Genomic DNA, 15,628 nt, shown 5'->3' with positions numbered 1-15,628 from the left:
GGCGTTAGCGTGGGTCACGAGGACCTCCGGGTCATCGAGGATGGTGTGGTAACCCCTTCGATACCGGAGGTCCTCGCCTTCCCACTCACACCACGCTGATCACAACGTCCCTGGGAACTACAGCTAGACGTTCGACCCGAGGTCCCGGAGCGGGCGGACCGGGCCGGGGCCGGGTGCCCCGACCAGGGCCGGGCGTCCGGACCAGGGCCGGGCGTCCGGGCCGGGGCCACCGGGTCAGGTCGCGGGGTGGCCGGTGGGCCTCATCAGGCCGGCCACGACCCGGTCGACGACGCGTTCCGCGGTCCGGTCGTCCAGGGGTCGGCCCGTGACGTACCGACGGTGGAACAGCGGCCCGGCGAGGGCGTCGAGCAGGTCGTCGAGGTCGACGTCGTCACCGACCTCACCGCGGTCCCGGGCGCGCTGCACGACCTCGCGCACCGCCTCGTGCCGCCGCGCGGCCTCTCGGTGGTGGAGGTCGGCGAACCCCGGGTCCCGTTCGGCGGCGTCGATCAACGCAGGCATCAGGGTCGCCGCGGGACTGCTCACGAGGGCGCGGGCCAGACCCGAGACGATGGCGAGCAGGTCGCCGCGCAGGGCGCCGGTGTCCGGCGCAGGTGTCACGGGCAGCACGGTGTCGAACGCGTCCAGCACCAGGGCGTGCTGGTCCGGCCACTGGCGGTAGATGGTCGTCTTGGCCACTCCCGAGCGGGCGGCGACGGCCTCGATCGTGGTGCCCGCCACCCCTCGTTCGGCGAGGAGCTCGGTGGCCGCCGCGAGCACCGCTGCTCGGGAGCGGGCCACCCGGGGGTCGACGTGCGCCACGGTCATCCTCACCACCGAGCCGGTGCGGGCACCGCCCACAGGTCGCGGTGGTCGTGCACGTACTCCGCCAGGGTGCGGCCGGGCCGGCCGAGCAGTCGCTGCACCGTGGGATCGACCTCGGCGGCCTGGCCCCGGCGCAGCCCGACGTGCAGCACGGTCTGGACCGCGACCTGCGCCATCGGCAGGCCCGCCCGCCGCAGGTGCGCCGCGTAGCCCAGTGCAGCGGCAGGTCGATAGGAGATCGGGCGGCCCAGCTCGGCGGTGAGCACGGCTGCCACCTGGTCGAGGTCGAGCGCCTCGGGGCCGGTCAGGGTGTACCCGGCTGCATGGTGCGCGGCCGGGTCGCGGAACACCGTCGCCGCCACGTCCCCGATGTCGCGGGTGTCGATGAAGGCCGCCCGACCCGAACCCGCCGGCAGGCAGAGCCGATCGGCCGCGACGATGTCCTCGCGGTACGCGTCCGCGAGGTTCTGCGCGAAGAACCCCGGGCGCAGGATCGTCCACGACGGGCACGCCCGCACCCGGGCCTCGACCCGGTGGTGGGGCACCAGCGGGTTGCTGTCCGCGCCGGTCACCGACGAGAAGACCACGTGCCCGACCCCGGCGTCACGCGCGGCGTCGACCAGCGCGCCGAGGGTCGGTCCCACCCTCGAGATGGCCGGCGGGCGCACCAGGAAGAGCCCCGCGGCGCCGCGCAGCGCGGGGGCGAACGTCGACGGGTCGTGCAGGTCGAGCCGCACGGGCGCGAGCTCGGGGTGCCTCGCCGCGAGCCGAACCGGGTCGGTACCCGCGGGCCGCACCGGAACACCCGCCGCGATCAGCGACCGGACGACTGCCCCACCGACGTTCCCCGAGGCGCCGGTGACGAGCACCGAGCCGCCGCAGGAGCGCGCGCCGTCCGACGACGTCCGAGGCACTGGCGACGACGAGTGGTTCACGTCGAGGACAGTACGCTACGGAGGCGTAGCGAAACTCGGCGAAGGTCCCGGGCCGGCGGCACGCCTCCCGAACGGCGCGCCGGACAGCGAACCCCCCGCCGGAGTAGCGTCGGAAGTAGATACCCACAGGGGTATCCACAGAAACTGAAGAAAGGGCACAACGATGTCTCCTGTCTTCACCCCCGACCGCTTCTCCGGCTCCACCGTGATCGTGACCGGCGCCGGCTCGGGCATCGGCAAGGCCACCGCGATCCGCCTCGCCCTGGAAGGCGCCCACGTGGTCGCCACCGACGTGGCCAAGGACCGGCTGGACGCGCTGGTCGCGGAGAACCCGGACGCCGACCTGGTCACCGTCGCCGGCGACGTGTCCGACCCGGTGTTCGCCGACCAGCTGGTCGCCGCGGCCGGCGGCAAGGTCGACGGGCTCGCGAACGTCGCCGGGATCATGGACGCCTTCCTGCCCCCGGCCGAGGTGGACGACGCCACCTGGGAGCGCGTCCTGGGCGTGAACCTCACGGCTCCGATGCGCCTGATCAGGGGCGTCCTGCCGGTCATGATCGCGGCCGGCAAGGGTGCGATCGTGAACGTCTCGTCCGAGGCGAGCCTGCGGGCCTCGGCGTCCGGCGTCGCCTACACGGCCTCGAAGCACGCGGTCAACGGGCTGACGAAGTCCGTGGCGGTCTTCTACAAGGCACAGGGCATCCGCTGCAACGCCGTCGCGCCGGGCGCCGTGGCCACGAACATCGAGGCGCCGTTCAGGTCCGAGCACGCCGCGGCGACGCTCGGGCCGATCATGGGCACCACCATCCCGCCGGTGGCCGCCGCCGAGGACGAGGCCGCCCTGATCTGCTTCCTGCTCTCCGACGACGCGAGCAACATGAACGGCGCGATCGTGCCGTGCGACGGCGGGTGGTCGGCGATCTGAACCCCCGGCGATCGTCCGGGCCGCCGGCAAGGCCGGCACGGGTCGCCGCCGGCGGCCCGACGGTCCCAGGGGAACCCCCATGAGCGTGTGGCACACTGCGCTCGAACACGTACGTGCTCCGGGGTCGGTGTAATTCCGAACCGGCGGTGACAGTCCGCGACCCGGTGAGCATGGGCACCCGCCCTTGCGATCCGGTTGACCTGGTGGAACTCCAGGACCGACGGTGAAAGTCCGGATGGGAGGAAGCACGGGACGTCGTCGCGCACCCTGGTGGCGCGTCGGCGACGTCGTGACGCCTGTCGTCGTCCCCGGAGCCTGACCGCGGGGCCCGCGGCGCCCTGGACCCGCGGCTGCGCGCCCGCGACGCGCGGCCGCGCGCGGTCGAGCTCGCCGCGCGCGGACCGGCACACGGTCCGAACCCCCAGGTCGGTGCCGTGCTGCTGGACCGGGACGGCCGGGTCCTCGGCGAGGGCTGGCACCGCGGCGCCGGCACCGCGCACGCCGAGGTCGCCGCCCTGGCCGCCGCGCGAGCGGCCGGTCACGACGTGGCCGGCGCGACCGCGGTGGTCACCCTCGAGCCGTGCGACACCACCGGACGCACCGGCCCCTGCACGCGAGCCCTGCTCGAGGCCGGTGTCGCGCGGGTCGTGCACGCGGTGGCCGACCCGTCGCCGGCGGGCGGTGGCGCGGCGCGGCTGCGCACGGCCGGCGTGGAGGTCGAGTCCGGCCTGCTCGACGACGCGGTCGAGGACCAGCTCGAGGTCTGGCTCACCTCGGTCCGCCGCGGCACCCCCTGGGTCACCCTCAAGATGGCCACGACGCTGGACGGCCGGGTGGCGGCGCAGGATGGGACGAGCCGCTGGATCACGTCAGCGGAGTCCCGTGCGCACGCCCACGGGGTGCGTGCCCGGGTCGACGCGATCGCGGTCGGCACCGGCACCGTCCTCGCGGACGACCCCGCACTCACGGTCCGGTCCGCCGAGGACCGGGCGGCGGACCACCAGCCGCTGCGGGTCGTGCTCGGCGACCGTGCGGTGCCCGCCGGGGCCCGGCTGCGCGGGGAGGGCGGCGAGCTGGTCCAGGTGCCGGGCCACGACCCGGCTCGCGCCGTGGCGCTGCTCGCCGGCCGGCAGGTCCGCCACGTGCTCGTCGAGGGCGGCCCCACCGTCGCCGCGGCGTTCCTGCGTGCCGGACTGGTCGACGAGGTCCACGCGTACCTGGCGCCCGCGCTGCTCGGAGACGGGCCGGCCGCGGTCGGCCCGCTCGGGATCGCGACCATCGCGCAGGCGCTGCGGCTGCGCACGGTCGACGTGCACAGACTCGGGCCCGACGTGCTCGTCGTCGCCCGTCCCACCCAGCCCCACCTGGAGGTCTGATGTTCACCGGAATCGTCGAGGAGCTCGGCACCGTCGCCGGCGTCCACCTGCGCGGTCAGGACGCTCGGCTGGAGCTGCACGGCCCCCTGGTCACCGAGGACGTGCACCTGGGGGACTCGATCGCGGTCGACGGCGTGTGCCTGACGGTCGTCGACGTGCACGACGGCACGTTCGGCGTCGACGCCATGCCCGAGACGCTCGCCCGGACGACCCTCGGCGGGCTCGAGGTCGGTGGGCGGGTCAACCTCGAGCGCGCGGTGCGGGCCGACGGCAGGCTCGACGGTCACCTCGTCCAGGGGCACGTCGACGGGGTCGGGACCCTGCTCGAACGGAACCCCGGCCCGCGCTGGGACGACCTGCGGTTCGCGCTCCCCGCCCCGCTGGCGAAGTACGTCGCCGAGAAGGGCTCGATCGCGGTGAGCGGGGTCTCGCTGACCGTCACCGGCGTGGGCGACGACTGGTTCGGGGTCTCGCTGATCCCCACGACGCTCGAGGTGACGACCCTCGGCGCCCTCGAGCCCGGCGACCAGGTGAACCTCGAGGTGGACGTGGTCGCGAAGTACGTCGAGCGGCTGCTCGGCGCGCAGACCGACACGCAGATCGACTCGCAGGACAGCACACAGGAGGGAGCACGGTCATGACCGACGACGTGGTGCTCGGCACCGTGGAGGACGCGCTCGAGGCGCTGCGCAGCGGGCAGCCGGTGCTGGTGGTGGACTCCCCCGACCGCGAGAACGAGGCGGACGTCGTGCTCGCGGCCGGCACCGCCACGGCCGAGTGGGTCGCGTGGACCATCCGGCACTCGTCGGGGTACCTGTGCGCCCCGATGCCGGCGGCCCGCGCCGACGCGCTCGACCTGCCGCTGATGGTGCCGCACAGCCAGGACCCGCGGCGCACGGCGTACACGGTCACGGTGGACGCGACGCACGGGGTCACCACCGGCATCTCGGCCGCCGACCGTGCCCGGACCCTGCGCGTGCTGGCCGACCCGGCGGCCGGGCCCGACGACGTGATCCGGCCCGGCCACGTCCTGCCGCTCCGCGCGGTGCCCGGCGGCGTCCTGCACCGTGCCGGGCACACCGAGGCTGCGGTGGACCTGTGCCGGCTCGCGGGGCTCGACCCGGTCGCCGGGATCGCCGAGCTCGTGAACGACGACGGCACGATGATGCGGCTCGACGACAGCGCCGCCCTGGCCCGCGAGGCCGGCCTCGTCCTGCTGTCCATCGCGGACCTGATCGCCTGGCGTCGTGAGCACGGCGACGACGCGCCCGTCGCGGCGGACCCCGACCGCCGCCCCCGGGTGCACCGGACCGGGTCGGCCCAGCTGCCGACGCGACACGGCGAGTTCACCGTGCACGGCTACCGCGACCTGCGCACCGGCGCCGACCACGTCGCGCTCGTCCCGGTCGCACCCGAGCATCCCGCGGCCGTGCCGGTGGTGCGGGTGCACTCCGAGTGCCTCACCGGGGACGCGTTCGGGTCGCTGCGCTGCGACTGCGGGCCGCAGCTCGAGGCGGCGCTCGACCAGGCCGCACGCGAGGGCGGCGCCGTGGTCTACCTGCGCGGCCACGAGGGTCGCGGGATCGGGCTGCTGCCGAAGATCGACGCGTACGCGCTGCAGGACGCCGGCCGGGACACCGTCCAGGCCAACCTGGACCTCGGGCTGCCGGCCGACCGCCGCGAGTACGGCGCGGCCGCGGCGATCCTCGCCGACCTCGGGCTGACCGGGGTCCGGCTGCTGACGAACAACCCGGCGAAGGTCGCGGGCCTGATGGCGCACGGCGTCGAGGTCGACCCGCAGCCGCTGCGCGTCGGCCGGACGGCGCACAACGCCACCTACCTGGCGACCAAGGCCCAGCTGATGGGCCACCTGCTCGACGACGAACCCACCAGCGGTGCCAACGGCGCCGCCCCGACCCCTCAGGAGATCCGATGAGCGGCACCGGCGCACCCGCCCCGGCCCACCTCGACGCGCGCGGTCTGCGCATCGCCGTCGTGGCCGCGAGCTGGCACACCACGGTCATGGACGGTCTGGTCGCCGGAACGCTGCGCGCCCTCGACGAGGCCGGCGCGACGATCACCGAGGCGGACGTCGTCCGCGTCCCCGGCTCGTTCGAGCTGCCGGTGGCGGCCCGGCGCCTCGCCGACGCGGGCGCCGACGCGGTCGTCGCGCTCGGGGTCGTGATCCGCGGCGGGACCCCACACTTCGACTACGTGTGCCAGGCGGCGACGGACGGCCTCACCCAGGTGTCCGTGAGCACCGGCGTGCCGGTCGGGTTCGGCGTGCTGACCTGCGACGACGACGCCCAGGCGATCGACCGTGCCGGGCTCCCGGGGTCTCGCGAGGACAAGGGGTACGAGGCCGCCCAGGCGGCCGTCGCGACCGCGCTGACCTTGCGTGCGGCGCCGCCGTGGAGCCGCTGAGCGCAGGGTCGGTCGCCGGCCACCGCGGCGACGACGGCATCGGGCTACACCCGCGACACCCCTTCGCTGGCCGCGCTGGTGCCGTACCGGTGTCGATACCGATCCCAGTTCTCGGCGATCCGCTCCGCCGAGAGGCGAACGGGTTCACCGAGGCCCCGCGCGATCGCCATCGTGTGCGCCACGTCCTCGACCATCACCGCGGCTTGGAGCGCCTTGTCGATGGTCGGGCCGATCGTGAAGACACCGTGGTGCTTCATCAGGATCGCGGGTGAGTCGCCGATGCATCGCACGATCTCGGCGCCGATCGCGTCCGATCCGATGGGCGCATAGTCCCCGAGCGGAACGTCGCCACCGAACTCGTCCGCGATCGCGGTGAGCGCGCACGGGATCGTCTCGCCGATGGCAGCCCACGCCGTGGCATAGCGAGAGTGAGTGTGGACGACGGCAGCCACGTCAGCGCGAGCGCGGTAGACGCCGAGGTGCGACAACGTGTCGGACGACGGGCCTCTCCCGCCCTCGACAACTCTGCCCTCGAGGTCGACCACGACCATGTCCTCGCTGGTCATCACCTCGTACCGGAGACCCGATGGCTTGATCACCACGAGCCCGCTCTCCTCGTCGCGCGCTGAGACGTTCCCGCTCGTCCACGTCACCAACCCATGTCGCGGAAGGGCGAGGTTCGCCTCGCAGACCTGTCCTTTGAGTTCGTCCAGCACTGCTCTCCTCCAAGGTGCTACTGAGCGTGGCGTTCAGCCACCGGTCCTGGCGTCCGCGTGGCGACCGGGATGCCGGCGGCCTCGAGCCGGCCCCGGATGAACTCCCGCGCGCGTTGTGCCTCCGCGGCGGAGTCGGGCCGCGAGTCGTTCCACATCTCGATGAGCATCCGCCCCGACCACCCCTGCCGAGCGAGCTCGGTGAACGCCTTCGCCCACGGGACGGCCCCCGTGCCCATCGGGACCCGTCGCGGCTCGCCCGGGCGCGTGTCCTTCACGTGCAGCGCGAGCATCCGCCCGCGGCCCGCGGCGAGCTCGGCGACGACGTCAAGACCGCGTTCGGTCAGGTTGCCGATGTCCGGATACAGCTGAAGGTGGGCCGACCCGATCTCGTCGCACGCTTCCAGCGCCCGGCTGATCGAGGTGATGTCGGTCCCGTCGACGTTCTCGATACCGAGCATCACGCCCCGCTGTGCGGCATAGGCGGCGCCCGCGGCGATCACGTCGAGGTAGTGCTCGCGTGCCCCCGACCGGGGAGCCTCGTAGAAGGCGTAGTAGCCCGCGACCTGGATCAGCGGGGCACCCAGGTCCACGCTCAGGTCCACGCTGCGCAGCAGCAGCTCCTGCGACCGTCGCCGCACGGCCGGGTCAGCGCTGCCCGGAGCGACCTTGCGGTGCGCCGACAGGCACAGGCCGCCGATCGCCACACCGTGGCGCAGGCTCGCCTCGCGAACCTCCCCGCGCACCGCATCCGGCCACCAGAGACGGGAGACGCGGTCGTCCGTCTCGTCGACCGAGAGGTCCACGAAGGCGAACCCCGCATCAGCGGCCTGCCGGAACAGATCGTCCCAGGAACCCGCCCACCGGAGCGCCTTCTCATAGACGCCGAGCTCGACCCCCCAGGTCACCGGTCGCAGCGCGGTCACCGCGACCACCCCCGGGGACCCGCGACGTGAAGCACGCGAACGCCGACCTGTCGGTCGAGCTCGTCAGGGGCCCGCGCGAACGCAACGTCGCTGATGGCCCTCGCGCTGCGCGCGGGTTGCCGAGGGCGTCGACTGCACCAGTCGTGACCAGGCACGTCGCCTCCAAAAGGGTGTGCTTCGCCAACGCTGGGCGCGTACGCGCCGAGCGTTCGATGGGAGTGGCTGCCCGGCCGGTGCCGGGAGTCGGTCGTGCTTAGGCGGCGTGCACCGCTCGGTGGAAGGCCTTCGCCGCTGCCTCAGGGTCAGCGGCGGCCATGATGCCGCTGCCGACGACCACCACGTCCGGGGCAAGCGCCACGATCGAGTCGACGGTGTCGAGCTTGATGCCGCCCGTGACCACCGTGCCGGCTCGGGTCACGGCTGCCTTCACCTGGACGAGCGCCTCGGCCGGTGGCTTGACCGTCTCGCGGAGGTCGTAGGGCGTGTGGACGCAGACCAGGTCGACACCCAGGGAGTCGAGCTCCGCGGCCCGTGTGGCGACGTCACGCACGCCGATCATGTCGCAGAGCACCCGCTTGCCGCGCTCGTGCGCTGCGCCGACGGCTGCAGCGACGGTCGCGTCGTCCGTCACGCCCAGGACCGACACGATGTCGGCGCCGCCATCGAGCACGAACGCCGCCATGCTCTCGCCGCCGTCCATGATCTTGATGTCGGAGAGCACCTCGAGCTGCGGATGCGCCTCCTTGATGACTCGCACGGCTTCGATGCCGGCGCTGATCCCCAGACCCGTCCCGATCTCGGCGACGTCGACCCAGGGCGCGATCCGCTCGAGGACCGCGACCGCGGTCTCCAGCGAGAAGGTGTCCAGTGCAACCTGCAACTTCATGTGACTCTCTCTCTCCCGTTCCGAAGTCGGCGTCGGTCAGTCGGCCCAGACATCGCGGAGCCGCTCGGCCGCGCGGCTGAACCTGTCGTACTTGCGGTCGTAGTGCTCGGCCATCGCAGCGTCCGGCTCGACCGTCTCGTTCGCCGGCGCAAGCTTCGCCACGGCATCGGCGAAGCCCGTGTACACGCCCGTGGCGATGCCGGCTGCGATGCCCACACCCTTGACGCCGAGCTCGCTCTCGGTCGTGACCTCGATCGGCCGCTGGAGCACGTCGGCGAACAGCTGCACCCAGTGCGCCGAGCGGGCAGCCCCGCCGGCGATCCGGTAGGCACGCGGCGCGGGCCGATGCCGAAGCAGTCGATCGATGTGCCGCCGATGGGCGAACACCACTCCCTCGAAGGCGGCCCTTGTCAGGTGCTCGCGCCGATCGGTCGACGACAGACCGGCCCACACCCCGCCGCTGCGCCCCCCGAAGCCATCGCCTTGGAGGAACGGGAGGAACACTGCGTCGCTCGAGGTGACCTCGACCGAACGAGCGGCCCCCGCCATCTGGCCGTAGACCGCCGAGCGGTCGTCCCAGGCGGCCCGAAGCTCCGGACCGAAGAGGGTGTCCGCGACCCACTCCATCGTCCCGACCGAGGTGTTCGAGCCCTCCTCGACCAGGTAGGTCTGCGGGATGCAGTAGAGCGAGTTCATGGCCACCGAACCGTCGGCCACCGGCTCCGGCGCGGCGTACACATTCACCCCCGCGGTGCCGGTGATGAGGCACACGACCGACTGGTCGACCAGACCGGCCGCCACCGCGCTCGCATCCACGTCGAACATGCCCGCGATGACTGCGGTCCCCCCCGCGCAGCCGAGCTCGGCTGCCGCCGCCGCCGTGACCGAACCGACGACCTCAGCGGCCTCGAACAGGGGAGGAAGCTTCTCGATGAACTCGGGGACGCCCAGCTTCTCGAGGATCGTCGGGTCGTACTCGCGCGTCGCGAGGTTGATGAAGCTGTTGCCCGACTGGTTGCAGTAGTCCGACACGACCTCGCCGGTCGCGCGGAAGACGAGGTAGTCCTTCATCGAGAAGACCCAGCGTGCGGCGTCGTACACCTCGGGCTCGTGGTCCTTCAGCCACCTGAGGATGGTCACCGGGTGGGAGCTGAAGAGACCCTGAAGGGTCGCCGGGAAGATCGCAGCGGCCCTGCCGTCCGCCTTCCACTGCTCCGCGTAGCGCCAGGCACGGTCGTCCGCGGACGTGATCCCGGCACGAACCAGCTCCCCACGGTCACCGAGCAGCCAGAGTCCCTTGCCCTGGCCCGCGAAGCCCAAGCACTCGACCTCCTCGGGCGGCACGCCGCTGTCGGCCATCAGCCGCCGCACGCACCGACAGTTGGCCTGCCACAGCTCCTCCTGATCGACCTCGACCCGCCCCCCGGCCAGGGCGCGAACGACGTTGCGCTCCTTCGCGAGCGCGACGAGGGTTCCGTCCTGGTCGTACATCCCGGCCTTGATGAACGTGCCGCCGTTGTCGACCCCGATCACGTATCGCCCCATCAGCGACCCCTCCAGTCCTTGCCGTCCGGTCCCCATGCGTCGAATCGCCCGGTGCTCGGGTCGCGCCACATCGGCGAACCGTCGTCCATGACATTGGGATGGTCGCGCGGGGCGACGAACTCGAGTCGGACGTGATCGGTGCTCGGCGGGTCGGTGAAGAACAGCAGCAGCTCGCCGGCGTCGTTCACGTCGCGGCCGTCGACCTGCAGGCCCAGACCGGTGACCCGCTCATGCTCCGCCTCCAGGTCGCCGTAGTCGACGAAGGCGAGGTGGTGAACCCCCAGGTTCGCTGCGCCGTGCGTACCTGTGCCGGTCGCCTCGAGCAGCTCGATGTGCGGCGTCCCCTCGCGCGAGAAGGAGAGCCGTGCGTCGTGGAGGTGCTCGTCCTGCTCGCTGGAGTCGCGGTAGTGGCTGCTCCGGTACCGGTGGATCGGGCCGAAGGTGTACCCCGTGATCCGCTCCCACCGCTCGATGGCTTCCTCCAGGTTCGCTACCAGGATGCCGACGTGGTGGATCAGTTTGGGTTGCATGACGCTCCTGCTTCGGTCGGGGTGCTTGCGGGAGAGCCGGGCGAGGTCACTTGACGGCCCCGGCGAGCCCGTTGACCAGCGAACGCTGGGCGATGGCGAACGTGGCGACGATCGGGACGGACACCACGATCAGGATCGCGAAGAGAGCCCCCACCTGGGTGAAGTGCTCGCCTCGGTAGACGAGGGGGATCAGGGTCAACGGCTTGATGTCCTTGTCGACGAGGGAGACCAGCGGCAGGAGGAAGTCGTTCCAGGCAAGCATCAGCTGCCAGACGACGACCACCGCGATGGCTGGGCGGGCGAGCGGCAGGTACACGTGCCAGAAGGTCTGCCACTTGTTGGCCCCGTCGACGACGGCCGCGTCGTGCGTCTCCTGCGGCACAGCCATGAACGAGGTGCGGATGAGGATGATGGCGAACGGCAGCCCGAGCGCGGTGTACACGATGCTCACACCGAAGGTCGAGTTGTAGAGGCCCAAGGCCTGGAGGACCTGGAACGTCGCCACCACGATGCTCGACATCGGCAGGACCAGCGCGAGGGTCAGCAGACCGAAGATCCAGCCCTTGGCCGGCACCCTCAGGCGAGCGAGAGCGAACGCCGCCATGGAGCCGAGCAGGACCACGAGGACCACGGACGGCACGGCGATGAGCGCGCTGTTGAAGAGGTACCGCGGTATGGGGTTCTGCTGGAAGACGGTCACGTAGTTCGCGAACGAAGGGCTGCGTGGGAGCATCCCGAACGCGATGGTCCCCGGATCGTTCGTCGGCTTCAGTGACAGGCCGATGACGATCACGATCGGCAGCATCCAGGCGACGGTGACCGGGACGAGGATCAGGTGCAGCAGGTTGACCCGTCGGCTCAGCTGCGCAGGTCGTCGACCGCTCATCGTTCCTCCCCCGTGATGAAGCCGGCGCCGAAGACCCGGGTCATGAGGAGCGAGCTGCCGATCGCGATCACGAGAAGCGCGACGCTGATGGCGGAGGCGTAGCCGATCGAGTGAAGCTGGAACGCCTGCTTGAACGCATAGGTCGGGAGCATCTCGCTCGCGTGGTAGGGCCCACCCGACGTCAGCACGTACAGCAGCTCGAACGTCTTCAGAGACCCGATGATCCCCAGCAGGAGCAGCGTGAGGTGAGTGTTCCGCAGCAGCGGGAAGGTGACGCGCGTCGTCCGCTGCCAGAAGTTCGCGCCGTCGAGCTTCGCGGCCTCGAGCAGGCTCGGTTCGATCAGCTGCAGGCCGGCCAGGTAGAAGAGCAGAGAGAAGCCGGTGTACATCCAGATGTTCACCACCATCACCGCGAAGATCGCAGTCTTCGGGTCGCCGAGGTAGCTGAACTTGAGGAACGTCAGGCCGGTCTGCTCCGCGATGGCGGCGAGTGTGCCGCTGTTGGGGTCGAGGATCTGGGCCCAGACGATCCCGACGACCACGGGTGACAGGACCGTCGGCAGGAAGAGAAGTGCGCGGTAGACGCCGCGACCCCGCAGGGGCTGATTCAGCATGAGAGCCAGCCCGAGTCCGATCAGGGCCTGCGGCACGATCGTCAAGGGGATCCAGAGCGCCGAGTTCAGCAGCGTCTTGGTGAACACCGGGTCGTGCGCGAGGGCCACGAAGTTGCCGAGGCCGACGAACGTCCCCGCCGTCGCGCCATCCCAGTCCAGCGTGCTCGCCTGGAAGTTGTAGACGATCGGGTAGGCGACGAAGACGAAGAACAGGATCAGTGCGGGCACCACGAAGGCCAGCGAGGTCAGCCGGTCGCGGCGCGCCAGGGGATGACGCATCGGTTCACGCTCTCCAGGTGATCGGTTGGGCACGAGGCTTGCGGCCGGAGCCGGTTCCCGGGGCAGGGCAGGTCACCCCGGGAACCGGCCTCGCGATCACAGCCCGTCGTAGACCTCCTGGACCGACTCGGCCGCCTCCTGCGGCGTCATCGATCCCGTGGCGACCGCGGCGAGCGCATCGGAGACGGCGGTCTCGATCGCCGGGTCCTTGAAGTAGCGGGAGTACTGCACCTGCGGCAGCCACTCGTTGGCCAGCTCGTTGAAGATCTCCTCCTGCTTGTCCGAGGTGAACACCTGCGGCTCCAGGCCCTTCACGGCAGGCAGGTCGAACAGCGTGTTGATGAGGACCTGGCCGCCGGCACCGGCGATCCAGTCCGTCAGCACCTGGCAGGCCAGCTCGGGGTTCTGCGAGTTCTTCGAGATCCCGAAGAGGAACTCGGCGCCTCCGACGTACTGCGGGCTGTCCGCGCCACCCGGGATGGTCGGGAAGAGGAACGGCTCGTAGCCGTTCATGCCCTTGGACAGGTCGGCGATCGTCGACTGGTCGGCGGTGGGGTCGGACTGCTGGATCCACTGCGAGCCGAGCGGCAGGAAGAGCGCGTCGCCGGCCTCGAACATGCCGACCGCGTCCGGGTAGGGCTCGAGTGCGTTGGCGCCCTCCTGGGCGATGCCGTCGGTGAACAGCTTCTGCCAGTACTCGAAGGCCTTCACGAGGTCAGGGTCGGTCCAGGGGACCGTGCCGTCCTCGGCTTCGTACACGAGCCCGGGGTTGATGTTGTTCGCGAGCTCCAGGTAGATCGACGTGTTCAGCCAGTACTGCTTGGCGCCGAGCAGGAAGGGCGTGAAGCCGTTGCCCTCGTAGGTCGGTGTCACGGCCTCGAGGTCCGCCCAGGTCTGCGGGATCTCCGCGCCGGTCTCGTCCATGATCTCGGTGTTCGCCCAGATGTTCATGATCTGGGTGAGCACCGGGAGACCGTAGAAGTTGTCGTCACCGTCAGGGTTGCCGAGGCGCGCCTGATCCAGTGCGATCGGGTAGAACTTGTCCTCCCAGTCGTCCCCCCACTGCGAGGCCGCACACTCGTTCAGCGGCATGAGGTAGTCGCGGTACTGCTGGGTCTGGGCGCCGGGCATCAGGCCCACGATGTCGGACATCGTGTTCGACGAGACGCGCGCGGCGAGATCGACCCAGTAGTCCGGGCCGCCCATCACGGTGGCGTCGATCGTGGTGCCGGGGTTGGCCGACTCGAAGGCGTCGATCATCCCGCTCAGGGCAGGGTCGATCGGCGCCCAGCCTCGGAACGTGACCGTGTCTCCGCCTGCCGAGCCGTCGGTCGTCGTGGCCGACGTGGCCGCGCCGCCCGCGCAGGCCGCGAGCAGGCTCGTTGCGGCGACGCCGGCGCCCGCGATCATGAAGCTCTTGCGCAATCTCATTCGAACCTGCTCCTTTGCGTAGTTCTAGCTGACGTCGTCCGTTCAGTCGTTCTCACTCGCGCCCCGTACTTATGCCAGATCCGCCGACCCACCCGCAGTCGAGGAGAGCGAAAGCGCGCCCGCTCCGCGCGCCCTTCTGGGCACCCACGCGGCCGCCGCGACGCACCGGACGTGCACCAATACGACTCGAGAGAGAACTGCCCCCGAACCCGTCGGCTGACCCGATGGGTCGTGCCTCAACGAGGCTCCGGCGGTCTCCGGTGACGGGCAGGAGTAGACCTTGACCGGCTGAGCCAGCGCAACCATAAGATGCACATATGAGCGCACAGCGTGGTGTGGGCCGCGATCACGACTCGCTGCTGGTCGACGTGTCCAGGCGGTACCACTTCGACGGCATGAGCATGGTCGACATCGCCGGCGAGCTGGAGATCTCCCGCTTCCGAGTTGCCCGGCTGCTCGACGAGGCCAAGCGACGGGGCGTCGTGCGCATCACGTTGCACAGGCCGCTCGAAGGCGAGAGCGCGCTCGCCGTGCGCCTGCGCGAGCGGTACGGACTGCGGCACGCCGTCGTGGTGAGGGCGGGAGCGGTCCCCGAAGCTCAGCTGCGCCAGATGCTCGGGCGGGAGGCCGCCCGTCTGCTCGCAAGGCTGCTTGCCGACGGTGACGTCCTCGGCGTCGGTTGGGGCCGAGCGGTGAAGGCCGTGGCCGACGCCGCTCCGACACTCGCCCGCTGCCCCGTCGTGCAGCTCTCGGGCATCACGGGACGTCCCGGCGACAACTCATCTGAGCTGGTCCGGTTGTTCTCGTCCCTGACCGGGGAACCTGCGTTCCCGCTGTACGCGCCGCTCGTGCTGCCGGATGCGGCGACCGCCCGTGCGCTCCGCACCTCCCATGGCATCGCCGAGACGTTCGCGCGCTTCCGGGACGTCTCCGTCGCGCTGGTCGCGGTCGGCAGCTGGGACCCCCCGAACTCGCAGCTGCGCCAGTACGTGTCGCCGGCGGACCGCGACCTGCTGACGCGGTGCGGCTTGCAGGCCGAGCTCGGCGGGATCTTCCTGGGCCAGGACGGCGAGGAGCTGGACACGCCGCTCGCCCGCAGGGTCATCAGCATCTCCGCCAGCGACCTGTCGGCCGTCCCGACCGTCGTCGCGGTCGCCGGACACGTGTCGAAGGTGCGGGCCATCCGCGCGGTGCTCAAGGGCGGCTACGTGAGTGCGCTCGTGACGGACTCGACCGTGGCGCGCCGTCTGACCGCGGACTGAACCAGGTCCCGACCCATCGCGACCTGCTCATGTGAGCGACCACATCGCCACATCTTGGACGATGTTTTCGC

General features: G+C 71.3%; 16 protein-coding genes and 1 riboswitch. Of the genes, 6 read left to right on the top strand and 10 right to left on the bottom strand.

Annotated elements, in window-relative coordinates; genetic code table 11:
* Positions 1-234 precede the first annotated feature (234 nt).
* On the bottom strand, positions 235-822 hold the full coding sequence (locus tag OEB99_RS12585) for a TetR/AcrR family transcriptional regulator (protein ID WP_263577611.1): 588 nt from the start codon (positions 820-822) through the stop codon (positions 235-237).
* An 8-nt stretch (positions 823-830) separates the two neighbouring features.
* Complete coding sequence (locus OEB99_RS12580) at positions 831-1,760, bottom strand: NmrA family NAD(P)-binding protein (protein WP_263577610.1); 930 nt, start codon at positions 1,758-1,760, stop codon at positions 831-833.
* Between the two features lie 163 nt (positions 1,761-1,923).
* Between OEB99_RS12580 and OEB99_RS12575 the strand changes: the two genes are divergently transcribed.
* The 5 genes from OEB99_RS12575 to ribH all read left to right on the top strand — a co-directional run bounded on the left by OEB99_RS12575 (position 1,924) and on the right by ribH (position 6,485).
* A complete protein-coding gene (locus OEB99_RS12575; protein ID WP_263577609.1) occupies positions 1,924-2,685 on the top strand; it encodes an SDR family NAD(P)-dependent oxidoreductase in 762 nt (253 codons plus the stop codon).
* Positions 2,686-2,795: 110 nt separating this feature from the next.
* Positions 2,796-2,937, top strand: a riboswitch (FMN riboswitch).
* Positions 2,938-3,023: 86 nt separating this feature from the next.
* A complete protein-coding gene (ribD, locus tag OEB99_RS12570; RefSeq protein WP_263577623.1) occupies positions 3,024-4,061 on the top strand; it encodes a bifunctional diaminohydroxyphosphoribosylaminopyrimidine deaminase/5-amino-6-(5-phosphoribosylamino)uracil reductase RibD in 1,038 nt (345 codons plus the stop codon).
* The gene (locus tag OEB99_RS12565) at positions 4,061-4,702 is read left to right on the top strand and encodes a riboflavin synthase (RefSeq protein WP_263577608.1); all 642 of its coding nucleotides are present in this window, start codon (positions 4,061-4,063) and stop codon (positions 4,700-4,702) included. Before ribD ends, OEB99_RS12565 begins: the two co-directional genes overlap by 1 nt.
* Positions 4,699-5,997, top strand: coding sequence for a 3,4-dihydroxy-2-butanone-4-phosphate synthase (gene ribB, locus OEB99_RS12560; protein WP_263577607.1), 1,299 nt, complete (start codon positions 4,699-4,701; stop codon positions 5,995-5,997). Before OEB99_RS12565 ends, ribB begins: the two co-directional genes overlap by 4 nt.
* A complete protein-coding gene (gene ribH / locus OEB99_RS12555) occupies positions 5,994-6,485 on the top strand; it encodes a 6,7-dimethyl-8-ribityllumazine synthase (RefSeq protein WP_263577606.1) in 492 nt (163 codons plus the stop codon). Before ribB ends, ribH begins: the two co-directional genes overlap by 4 nt.
* Before the next feature lie 44 nt (positions 6,486-6,529).
* Here ribH and OEB99_RS12550 read toward each other — a convergent pair whose 3' ends face one another.
* From OEB99_RS12550 to OEB99_RS12515, 8 genes are all read right to left on the bottom strand, one after another.
* Positions 6,530-7,201 carry an L-ribulose-5-phosphate 4-epimerase gene (locus tag OEB99_RS12550; RefSeq protein ID WP_263577605.1) on the bottom strand — a complete coding sequence of 224 codons (672 nt, stop codon included), beginning with the start codon at positions 7,199-7,201 and terminating at the stop codon, positions 6,530-6,532.
* 17 nt (positions 7,202-7,218) lie between these two features.
* Positions 7,219-8,124 carry an L-ribulose-5-phosphate 3-epimerase gene (locus OEB99_RS12545; protein WP_263577604.1) on the bottom strand — a complete coding sequence of 302 codons (906 nt, stop codon included), beginning with the start codon at positions 8,122-8,124 and terminating at the stop codon, positions 7,219-7,221.
* Between the two features lie 253 nt (positions 8,125-8,377).
* Positions 8,378-9,010, bottom strand: a complete 633-nt coding sequence (gene hxlA, locus OEB99_RS12540) for a 3-hexulose-6-phosphate synthase (RefSeq protein ID WP_263577603.1) — start codon at positions 9,008-9,010, stop codon at positions 8,378-8,380.
* A gap of 36 nt (positions 9,011-9,046) precedes the next feature.
* Positions 9,047-10,555: an FGGY-family carbohydrate kinase gene (locus OEB99_RS12535; protein WP_263577602.1), complete on the bottom strand. Its 1,509-nt coding sequence runs from the start codon at positions 10,553-10,555 to the stop codon at positions 9,047-9,049.
* Positions 10,555-11,085 (bottom strand): VOC family protein, encoded by a 531-nt coding sequence (locus OEB99_RS12530; RefSeq protein ID WP_263577601.1) that lies wholly within the window; start codon positions 11,083-11,085, stop codon positions 10,555-10,557. The genes OEB99_RS12535 and OEB99_RS12530 overlap by 1 nt, the downstream gene beginning before the upstream one ends.
* A 46-nt stretch (positions 11,086-11,131) precedes the next feature.
* Positions 11,132-11,971: a carbohydrate ABC transporter permease gene (locus tag OEB99_RS12525; protein WP_263577600.1), complete on the bottom strand. Its 840-nt coding sequence runs from the start codon at positions 11,969-11,971 to the stop codon at positions 11,132-11,134.
* Complete coding sequence (locus OEB99_RS12520) at positions 11,968-12,864, bottom strand: carbohydrate ABC transporter permease (protein ID WP_263577599.1); 897 nt, start codon at positions 12,862-12,864, stop codon at positions 11,968-11,970. The genes OEB99_RS12525 and OEB99_RS12520 overlap by 4 nt, the downstream gene beginning before the upstream one ends.
* Positions 12,865-12,960: 96 nt before the next feature.
* Positions 12,961-14,295: an ABC transporter substrate-binding protein gene (locus tag OEB99_RS12515; RefSeq protein ID WP_263577598.1), complete on the bottom strand. Its 1,335-nt coding sequence runs from the start codon at positions 14,293-14,295 to the stop codon at positions 12,961-12,963.
* A 317-nt stretch (positions 14,296-14,612) separates the two neighbouring features.
* On the opposite strand from OEB99_RS12515, the gene OEB99_RS12510 reads away from it, so the two are divergent.
* Positions 14,613-15,557 carry a sugar-binding transcriptional regulator gene (locus OEB99_RS12510; RefSeq protein WP_263577597.1) on the top strand — a complete coding sequence of 315 codons (945 nt, stop codon included), beginning with the start codon at positions 14,613-14,615 and terminating at the stop codon, positions 15,555-15,557.
* Positions 15,558-15,628 lie beyond the last annotated feature (71 nt).

The sequence above is a fragment of the Actinotalea endophytica genome (genome assembly GCF_025717005.1).
GTDB lineage: Bacteria > Actinomycetota > Actinomycetes > Actinomycetales > Cellulomonadaceae > Actinotalea.
Note: the sequence above shows the minus strand (reverse complement) of the source record. Positions and strands in the feature narration are given on the sequence as shown.

Coding starts and splice junctions, on each gene's coding strand:
- OEB99_RS12575 (WP_263577609.1), top strand. CDS start 1,924: ATGTCTCCTGTCTTCACCCCCGACCGCTTCTCCGGCTCCACCGTGATC.
- OEB99_RS12565 (WP_263577608.1), top strand. CDS start 4,061: ATGTTCACCGGAATCGTCGAGGAGCTCGGCACCGTCGCCGGCGTCCAC.
- ribB (WP_263577607.1), top strand. CDS start 4,699: ATGACCGACGACGTGGTGCTCGGCACCGTGGAGGACGCGCTCGAGGCG.
- ribH (WP_263577606.1), top strand. CDS start 5,994: ATGAGCGGCACCGGCGCACCCGCCCCGGCCCACCTCGACGCGCGCGGT.
- hxlA (WP_263577603.1), bottom strand. CDS start 9,010: ATGAAGTTGCAGGTTGCACTGGACACCTTCTCGCTGGAGACCGCGGTC.
- OEB99_RS12535 (WP_263577602.1), bottom strand. CDS start 10,555: ATGGGGCGATACGTGATCGGGGTCGACAACGGCGGCACGTTCATCAAG.
- OEB99_RS12530 (WP_263577601.1), bottom strand. CDS start 11,085: ATGCAACCCAAACTGATCCACCACGTCGGCATCCTGGTAGCGAACCTG.
- OEB99_RS12525 (WP_263577600.1), bottom strand. CDS start 11,971: ATGAGCGGTCGACGACCTGCGCAGCTGAGCCGACGGGTCAACCTGCTG.
- OEB99_RS12520 (WP_263577599.1), bottom strand. CDS start 12,864: ATGCGTCATCCCCTGGCGCGCCGCGACCGGCTGACCTCGCTGGCCTTC.
- OEB99_RS12515 (WP_263577598.1), bottom strand. CDS start 14,295: ATGAGATTGCGCAAGAGCTTCATGATCGCGGGCGCCGGCGTCGCCGCA.
- OEB99_RS12510 (WP_263577597.1), top strand. CDS start 14,613: ATGAGCGCACAGCGTGGTGTGGGCCGCGATCACGACTCGCTGCTGGTC.